Annotated in this window: 6 protein-coding genes and 1 pseudogene; 1 reads left to right on the forward strand and 6 read right to left on the reverse strand. The window is 69.7% G+C overall.

The annotated features are described in order from the left end of the window. From AMK27_RS43240 to AMK27_RS40760, 5 genes and pseudogenes are all read right to left on the reverse strand, one after another. Positions 1-319: pseudogene (locus AMK27_RS43240) on the reverse strand (hypothetical protein); the annotation flags it as partial. Next, positions 283-780, reverse strand: coding sequence for a hypothetical protein (locus tag AMK27_RS42905; RefSeq protein WP_158076981.1), 498 nt, complete (start codon positions 778-780; stop codon positions 283-285). The pseudogene AMK27_RS43240 and the gene AMK27_RS42905, both read right to left, overlap by 37 nt. Positions 781-1266: 486 nt before the next feature. Then, the gene (locus tag AMK27_RS40750) at positions 1267-2253 is read right to left on the reverse strand and encodes a TniB family NTP-binding protein (protein WP_073919530.1); all 987 of its coding nucleotides are present in this window, start codon (positions 2251-2253) and stop codon (positions 1267-1269) included. Between the two features lie 116 nt (positions 2254-2369). Beyond that, the gene (locus tag AMK27_RS40755) at positions 2370-4508 is read right to left on the reverse strand and encodes a Mu transposase C-terminal domain-containing protein (RefSeq protein ID WP_073919532.1); all 2139 of its coding nucleotides are present in this window, start codon (positions 4506-4508) and stop codon (positions 2370-2372) included. After that, positions 4505-5314, reverse strand: a complete 810-nt coding sequence (locus AMK27_RS40760) for a TnsA-like heteromeric transposase endonuclease subunit (protein WP_073919538.1) — start codon at positions 5312-5314, stop codon at positions 4505-4507. Before AMK27_RS40760 ends, AMK27_RS40755 begins: the two co-directional genes overlap by 4 nt. Before the next feature lie 401 nt (positions 5315-5715). On the opposite strand from AMK27_RS40760, the gene AMK27_RS40765 reads away from it, so the two are divergent. Beyond that, positions 5716-6822: a hypothetical protein gene (locus AMK27_RS40765; RefSeq protein ID WP_073919534.1), complete on the forward strand. Its 1107-nt coding sequence runs from the start codon at positions 5716-5718 to the stop codon at positions 6820-6822. Between the two features lie 133 nt (positions 6823-6955). Here the strand turns inward: AMK27_RS40765 and AMK27_RS40770 are convergent. Further along, on the reverse strand, positions 6956-7915 hold a 960-nt coding region (locus AMK27_RS40770), incomplete at its 5' end, for a DNA-binding protein (RefSeq protein WP_073919536.1).

Consider the following 7915-nt stretch of genomic DNA (forward strand, 5'->3'; position numbering starts at 1 on the left):
GGGGGGGGGGGGGGGGGGGGGGGAGGGCGACATTGCGGCAGGCCAGGGGCTTGAACCCGCCGTGATCGGGGAGGCCTTCGCTGCGCCGGTTGCGGGCTTTCTCGCACAGGGCTTTGGTGTGGTCGTGGACGCAGGTGACGTACTGGCCGGGGTAGACGGCTGGGTCATGGCGGTCCATCAGTCGTCGCAGCCGTGCCTCGTCGAGGACGATTCTGCCCTGATAGCGGGCGCGGGTGCCGAGCTGTTCGAGGCGGCTGGCGGCTTCGTCGGCGGCGGGGCCGGTCAGTGTGGTGTGTTCGTGGGCGTCGATGGCGGCCAAGAGGTGTTCGCCGCGGGCGAGGGCTTGCTCGTTTTCGACTTCGGCACGGAATCCGGATTCGCTGGTGCCGGATAGCCTTCGAAGATTTGGATGCAGTGGTGGCGGAAGGCGAGGGCTCCGGCGATGACGCCGCCGGGGCGGCGGGCGATGTACCAGGCAGGGGTGCGCCGGAACTGCCTGTTGGTCAGGTGCCATTGCTGTCCGTTGACGGCGGGAACGGAGTCGCTGCGCGTGTGGTGTTGGCAGTAGTCATTGATCCAGGCGGTGTACCGGTTCAGGCGGGCGTTGGTGGCACCGCTGGTCAGGACCTGGTTGACGGCGTCCGGCAGGGCGCCGGAAGTGTGCGGCAGAGGAGCGAAGAGGTAGTCGCTGTCGGGCGGCTGCAGCTGCTCCAGCACGGTGATGGCCCGTGCGGCAGGTTCGCCGACGTTCCAGGTGGCGGGAGTGTCGGCCGGGCCCACTTTCGCCCTTGAAGGCGAGGCTGTGCATCTTTCACCGGTAGGGGCGGCCGTCGGCGTCGCGTTCGATGGTCAGGCAGGTTCTGAGTTCGCTGTCGCGGGCGCCGGAGAGGAAGGCCAGGACGATGTAGCAGGCGTCCTGCAGGAGGCGGGCGAGGCTGTCGAGGCTGTCGGGTTCGCTGTAGTCGGCCAGGATCGCCTGGATCCAGGGCTGGCCGTCGAGTCGGCCGCGGATGGGCTGGTCGCTGACCTGTCGTTTCGTGGGGGTGTAGTTGCGGTACGGGCGGTGTCGTGTGCTGGGGGTATGCCGGTTTGGTTGAGACTGTGTGAGCGGGTCTTGCGGGGCTGGGGGCTTGCTGGTGTGGGGTTCTCTCGTTTTCGTTGAGATTTTTCTCGTGTCTCTCGTGTGGTCCTGTCTTCTAAAGGCCTCGTGTGCGTTTTCCCTGGTCGCAGCGTTGCGTGCTGTGTGGTCGTCGGACGGCCCGGGGGTTAGCGGCGGGGTGTGGTGGGTTGGTTGGGGGTGGGGCGGTGGTGGGTTTCGGCGAGGTGGTCGAGACGGATTGTTTCGAGGCTGGTTTTGGTGATGCGTTCGGTGCCGTCGTGGATGGCGGTGATGGCTGCTTGGCGGATCAGTCGGGTGAGGGATCCGATGCGTCCTGCGGTGCGTTGGTGGAGGTAGGCGGCGTGGCGGGGGAGTGTGCCGGGCTGGTGTGCCCGTAGATCGAGTGCTGCTTCCACGCCTGTGATGAGTTCGCGGAAGGGTTCGTGTTTCCCGAGGCGTGCGGGGAAGGCGCCGCATTCGACCAGGGAGGCCCGCCCGGCGAGTTGTGCTCCGCGTACGCCGGAGAACAGGGCGGTGGTGGTGACGTCGATGCCCGCGTATACGAAGGTCGCGCGGATGCGTTCGGTGAGGTCTTTGAGGAGGTCGGCGGTTTCGGCGCCGGTGGTGGTGCGGGGGTTGAGCCGGTGGATCTCGTCGATGAGGATCAGGCGCACGCCGGTCTGGTTGTAGGTGTGGCAGACGGCGTCGGTGATCTGGGCTTGCGTCATCCGGCCGGTTACAGGGATGCCGAGGTAGCGGGCGAATTCGGTCGCGAGGGTTTTCGCGCTTGCCGCGGGCGGGACCAGTACGTATGCCACGGGCACCGGTGCGTGCATGCCGGGGCCCGGCGGCGGGTGCTGTCGGGTGTGGGCGAGGTGGCAGGTGCGCCCGGTATGCAGGAGGGCGGTGGTCTTTCCGGCTGCTGCCGGCCCGGTGACGATCAGCGATGGCCGTGCGGTGGTCTGCTGGTGCTGTCCCAGGATCATCAGTGTGCGCACGTTGGTGGTGACGGTGTCGATGGCCGGGGTTTGTACCGTGACGAAGGCGGAGTGGTAGGCGAGGCGTTCTTCTGTGCTTCGTTCTGGTTCTCCGGGTGCGGGTGGTTGTGGGGGTGGGGTGGTGGCGAAGTGCTGCCAGCCCTGCCAGGTCGTCACCGGCCAGCCTGTGCCGGTTGGCTCGTCCCCGTCTGGGGCGCTCATGCCGTGCCCTGTTCGGGAGTCCTTTCCATGCGCTGTGGATGGACTGCTTTCTGCGCGCGAGCGGGGGTCGGTCACCACTTGAGAGCTTCTTCCTCTGCGTCGTAGAGCCCGTACCCGCTCACCGGCCCGGCCCGGTCGCCTACGGTTTCGTCCTCTGCCGCGAGGCTTCCTGTTTCCTGGTCCTGGTCGAGGCCGTCAAGGCTGTCCTCGCCCGCGCCCGGCGCCCCTGGCTGTGGTGGGGGTGCGTGGTGCCGGCTCTTGGAGCGGCGTGGCGGGGGAGTGCGGACGGTGGTGGTGCGGTTGAGGAGGTGCTGCTCCTGGGCGGTGGCCTGTCCTGCCCGGGCGCGGCGCATGAGAGCGTCGAGGGCTTCGGCGAGAGCGGCTTCGGCCTGTTCGGCGTTCTGTCCGGACCGCTGTGCGGTGATGGTGCGCAGGTATTGCCAGATGCGGTCGTTGAACGGCTGGTGGGTGTGGTCCCGGTGGATCCACGGGATCTCGGTGAGCCGGCCGTCGGGCAGGCGGATCCAGACTTGGCGGGCATCGTGGGGGTTGTAGTGGATTTCCCATTTCCCGCCGCGGCCTGCCACGGTGGAGGGCTGCCCGCGGTGCGGGCCGAGCAGGTCGTGGTCGTAGGTGCGGTGGTGCAGGCGGATGCCGTGTTCGGTGATGGCCTGCCACCGCACAGGCAGCAGCTCCAGGTAGTCGTTGCCGGTGAGCGGTACGGGCACGTATCCGGTGGTCGCGACCAGGGCTGCCCACATCTGGTTCGGGGACAGCGCGATCTTCGGCAGCATGGGATGCCGTAGGCCCTGGTGGGGGCGGTGGTGATAGTGCACGACCCACTCATCCAGCAGCTCTTGCAGCTGGGCGACGCTGTAACAGGCTTCGTGTGCTGCGTCCTTGCCGCGGCGGGTGACGTCGGAGCCGGTGTAGCCGGGCAGGTGCTGGCAGAACAGGGTGTTGATCGACCCGAAGGTCCGCTCCACGATGCCTTTGGCTGTGGGGGCGAACGGCGGGGCGGCCTGCACGCTGATCCCGAGTGCTTCGCAGGCGCCCGTGAACGCCTTCGACAGGAACACCTTCCCCCGGTCCACCACCACGGTCTCGGGTACCACGACCGGCCGGGCGGCTGCTCCGCGAAGACGTTCGTCCAAAGAAAGCAGACGCTCGGCCGGCAGGACCGTGCTGTGTGCGAAGCGCAGCACGTCAGGCCACCCCGGGCGTGCCGGATGCGGCACCGCCATCTCCGCCAGCAGCAGAGCGGCGTCGACCGCCTGCGTTCCGGCCGGGCACAGCACCCCCGCCAGGATCGCCCTCGAGGCGACATCGACAGCGATCGTGAGTTCCGGCCGGCCCACGCTGCCGTCGTCGAACCGTGCGAGGACATCCAGGCGGGTGGTGTCGATCTGGACCTGCTCCCCGGGCCGCAGGGCCACGGTCGGGGTGAATCCGCGTCCGTCGTCGGTGACGGGCACCGTCCGTACCCGGGTGGCCGGATGGTCGGCGGGGTGGGCGATCTCATGGACGAGGCGGTAGAACGTGGCCCGCGACGGCATCTCCACGGCACCCTTGTACCGCTCGTCCAGGAGCTGTGCGACCAGCGGCATCAGCCCCTTCACGGTGCCCTTGGAACGCCCCCGCTGCCCGCGCAGTACTTCCCTGACCGCAGCCACGACCCGCTCGTCCTGGCGTCCGCCGCCGCTTCGCCCCCGTGTGGAGCGGTGGTCCACCAGCCCCCACAGCCCCTGTTTGCGGTACGCCAGCCGCATCTTCTGCACCGTCCTGTCCGACACCCGTGCAAAGCCCAGCGCCGTCAACTCAGCGGCTTTGGCGCGTTCGCGCTCGGCCAGCGTCCACCTCTGCGGGTCATACTCGGCCCGCACCACCCCGCCGCTGTCCGGTCCGCCAGGCAAGCCGCACTCGACCTCCCTGATGTGCCGCAGCCAGGCCATCGCCCTCTCCCGCGCCGCCACAGGGGCGGTCTCGAACAGCCCCCACTGCGGCACCGCCTGCACCGGCTCCGCCCCAAGGACCGCGAAGCCCGGGTCGGCGAACAGGTGCCCGGCGAGCACCACCTGGTCCGCACCGCCCTCATCGACCAGGGGGAAGCCCTGCCGGGAAAGAGCCACGACCTGCCACAGCACCCCGCCGAAACGGACCTGCGCCCCGACCTCCACCACCGGCCGCCCACGGCGCCGCACCCCGCTCACCAGGCCTCCCGGATGCCCGCACCAGCCCTGAGGCCGTCTCCGCGCATGTCCGCTGCGCCCGACAAGCCGAGTCCGCCCCCGGACGCAGGGGCGTGGACCTGGACGCGTTGGTGCAGCGGCACATCGATCGCCGCCTCCAGCAGTCCCGCCCACAGGGCGTGGAAGGCGACGGGCAGCACCTCGATCGGATCACCGACCGCTGCCACCCCCTCAATGAGAGGCCGCGGCCGGGCGAATTCGTCCACCACCGCCTCCAGCAGCCCCGTTCTTCCCCGATGCCGCGGGTGGCGGTAGCCGGCCAGCCATTTCAGATTCGCGGCCAACGCCCCCTCCAGAGCTGGCAGACGCCGGTAGCTCCATCCGACCTCCTCACACGCCGCTCCCACCGCTTCCGCGGCGGCCAGGGCGCGTGCACCGCCGGCATCAGGGCGGCTGGGGCAGTCGGCCAGCAGGGCAGTGCCGTCGCGGTACCGGGCGAACAGCTGCGGCACCCAGGAACGCACCAGGTTCCGGGAGTTGCGCCATAACAGCCGCACCGGCCGCCCCGCCAGGCCCGTCACGTCCGGGGCCCGGTCCAGGAGCATCAGCTGGAGGCGCATCGCGTTCGATCCGGCCGCCACGTGCCGCCTGGTCGTGGCCGACCACCACAGACCGGGCCCCCACCGTCGTCCCGGGACCACTGGGAACGCCGACACCGGATCAAGGTCTTCGAACGCGACCGCGAGAGCGGCATCCGCCCACCGCTGCTGCACTGCCTGCCCGGCCGGGTCGAGGAAGACCGCTTCGAACCCGGCCCCGATGTTCACGTCCACCGGCCCGGGCCTGCCGCCAGGCCTGACCACCGCATTTTCGCCGCTCACCCGCCCAGCCAAACCGGCCCGGCTGCCCGCCGGAGCCATTTGCGTATTTCGATCACGCGGCGCCACGTGATGCGGTAGCAGCGGACCAAACGCCAGGCACGCCCAAGTGGCTTTGTTCACGAGAATGGGCAGCAGATGTTCACCACTTCGGAAGGCACCTCAGCACACCGGGAATTCGAACACCGAGTGAGTCGCTTGCCGGGGTCCGAGGCGGCGGCTGGCATCTGCTCGCGCTGCGTTGACACTCCGCGACGGTGGCAGGTGCCGTTCCCACAGCAGATGAGAAAACATGTTGGCCGCCCGCCGGTGAGCTGCGACGATGCGTCTGTTTCCCAGGCGGAGGAAGTTTGTTCGTTTTCGTGTGTGCGGGATGCGGCGCCGAGCTGACCGTCCCGCTGTCCCAGGTCTCACTGCCGGTACACGCCCGTCAGCAGTACGGGAACGGGGCCCAGCTTCCGGTGCTCATGGAATCCGGGACGTTTGCCGTGGACCCGGACCCTTGGGGAGGGCCGTGGCGGCTGTGGGACGAGATTGATCCGGGCGAGGCTGAGGCACGCGGCATCTACGCGCCAGTCCATGCCCTGTCCGACGGCACGCCCGGGGCCAGCGTCATTGCGCCCGGTGATATCCGTGGAACCCGGTTGATTCCCGAGAAGCGTGGCGGTGCCTGCTGTGGCCTCGACGGGGCCGACGGGCCCAACATGGCCTGCGAGGCATGCGATCTCCCCGTGGCGACCAGGGTCGACGATTGCTCGCTCTGGCAGATGGTGAGACTCGGCTCAGACGTCGTGCACCGCGTCCCCGTCGACGGTATCCACGCCGTACCCCTGTCCTGGGCGGAGTTGGCAGAGAAGGGGGAGAAAACGCCCCCGTTCGAGCCCATCGCCACGTGGGGAGGACGGCTGGGGCCGAACCACTACTGGTCGTGGAGTCCGCAGTGGGAGGCGGCAGCTGGCCAGGCGCTCGCCCACCTGCTGATTGCCTCCGAGGGGCAGCCGGTGAAGGTTCCGGACGGCCTGACCGCGGACGTGTTCCAACGCACGCTCGACGCCTTGCTTCCGGCAGGCACCCGGGAGCGGCATGCCGTCCTGGCCGGACCGGGACAGCCCTCCCCGGACGCAGGCGTCGACATCCTCCTCGTCCCCGTCCATCCCAAGACGGGCTGGACCTGGACCCCTGCAGACCCGACCACACCGGCATACCTGGTGCCCCTGCCGCTGGGGGTGTGGCTGTGGCTGGTCTCTCCCGAACCGAACTTGCCGGTTCCCGCGTCGGGCCGCATAGCCCAAGACGTCCTCCGCGACTACCCGCTTCCGCTGCTGCCCAACCACCTGTTCCGGGCCGACCGGGGAACGTTCCAACACACCTTGGTCCGGCTACCAGCTGTGCGCAGCCCGTGGCTGCGCACGATCCTCGAGAACCTCACGCAGAGCACCTCGGCTGGCCTCTTCTAGCCGTCCGGCAATCGAACAGCACCAGACTCTCGTGCCTCCCGAAGTGGTGAACATCTGCTGTCCATTCTCGTGAACAAAGCCACCCAAGCGACCTGGCGCGAACCGCCCATTTCCCGGCGAGCGCCAGCACCTATCAGTCGCCCGCGCCCCGATACGCCTTGAGCGCGTCGGCCAAAGGACCAGGGGGCAGCTTCGCCCACCGGGCCACATCCTGCGGCGGCACCCCCGCATTCACCGCCGCCACCGCTGTGTGCTGCAGAGCCTTCTCAATCAGGTCGGCACTGTGACCGAGAATGCGCAGCAGACGCTGGGCCACGTCCGCACTCGAACCGGCCTGCGCCCCGCGCAGCTGGATCAGCTGCTCCTGAGCGCCGTCGACGAGGCTGCTGATCTGGGCGCGCTGTTCAACGGGCACCGCAGCCCGCCACATCGTCCCCGAGCCGGGTGCCTTCTTCTCTTTGCCCAGGACCCGCAGCTGGCCGGCCATGGTGGCGGCCTGGTGTTCCTGCCGCAGCCACCATGGGTCGTTGTCGAATCCGGGCGGCCCTCCGACACCGCGGCGCCGGCGGATGACGCCGCCCATCCACGCGATCAGCGGCCCGCCGTGGTCCACCGCCACCAACGGCCCCAGCCACGGCCGCCCGACCCGCTCACCGAGCCGGCGGCAGAACAACCCGTCGACCGGCAGTGGCCGCGGGCGCCCGGCCCCACTGTCCGCCCACACCAGCTCGGCCATGCCCGGGTCCAGCAGAGCGTCGGCGACCGCCACCACCTCCGGGAAGACGACCGCGTCCCGCCCCACGATCCGCCACCACTCCAGATCACCCCCAGCATCCCCGCCCGCGACCAGATGCAGCCGCCGCGGCCAGACCGTCTCCCGCTCCCAGCCATAGGCCCCCTCCCACCACCGGGCGACCACCGCCCGCGCCAGCGCGAACACCCGCGCCGGCTCCGCACCGGCCCGCACCGCCCGCCGCGCCACCGACGCCCACCGCCGCTGCGCCGCGACCACCTCCGGCAGACGCCGCACGTCGAGGTATTCACGGGGCTGGTCGGCGTCCGCGTCCAGGAGCTGTCGTTGCTCCCGTAAGAA

This window comes from Streptomyces sp. CB02009 (assembly GCF_001905825.1).
GTDB lineage: Bacteria > Actinomycetota > Actinomycetes > Streptomycetales > Streptomycetaceae > Streptomyces.